1 protein-coding gene is annotated in these 802 nt (G+C 44.6%); it reads right to left on the reverse strand.

The features are described 5' to 3' along the window. Positions 1-222: 222 nt before the first annotated feature. Positions 223-802, reverse strand: a 580-nt coding sequence (locus tag DW033_RS12895) for a site-specific integrase (protein ID WP_147423679.1), incomplete at its 5' end; no start/stop codon positions are given.

The raw sequence follows: 802 nt of genomic DNA on the forward strand, positions 1-802 counted from the left end.
CCCCGTCTCTACAGGAATGTATGTTCGATTTTTAGAAGGGACGTGATGATGTAGGAAATACGAGATCATTTCGTCTCTATTACCATGTCTATACACTAGGAATAAGAACGAAGATTTAAGGAGAATCAAGGCCGGAGCACAAACTAAAACTAATGATTGCTTGTTATTTGCTATTTTTTGCTACATTTGCACCGTGAAATGAACGCTACTCCCCAAGTAGCCTCAACCCACCTCTGGCATATAATTATATACATTCTCAAAGCAAGACTTATTTACCACCGTCATTTTCTCCAACGAGAAACTTCTTAGATAAATCTGGGTTGTCTTGATGGACTTATGCCCCAATAACTCGCTGATCATCTCAATGGGGACATTTTGTTCCTTCAATGCCATGGCGAAGGAATGACGGATCGTGTAAGAAGTCACATCCGAGGCTATTCCCGCAACCTCCTTCAACGTCTTCAAGTTCCGGTTAAACCGGGACAAGGCCGCATTGTATTCGAGATATTCCTCATGGCCGTTCTTCGTCCCACTTAAAAAGGGAAATAAATAGCCGGAGCCTCCACCCCTCTCACCTGCCAGCTCCTTATACATAGCCTCCGCCGTATCCAAGACCTCCAACCGCATAGAGGTCCCGGTCTTCTGGCGATTGTAATCCAATATGCCGTTCTTGATATTACCCCTATTCAAATGGGCGAAATCAACGAACGACATCCCCCCATATTGAAACATCAAGCAAAGCGTCAGCTGTGTCTTCCTCAACTTCTCTCCTTTTACCGGGACAGTCATCAGGCGATTCAAA

This window comes from Parabacteroides sp. AF39-10AC, assembly GCF_003635405.1.
Lineage (GTDB): Bacteria > Bacteroidota > Bacteroidia > Bacteroidales > Tannerellaceae > Parabacteroides > Parabacteroides distasonis.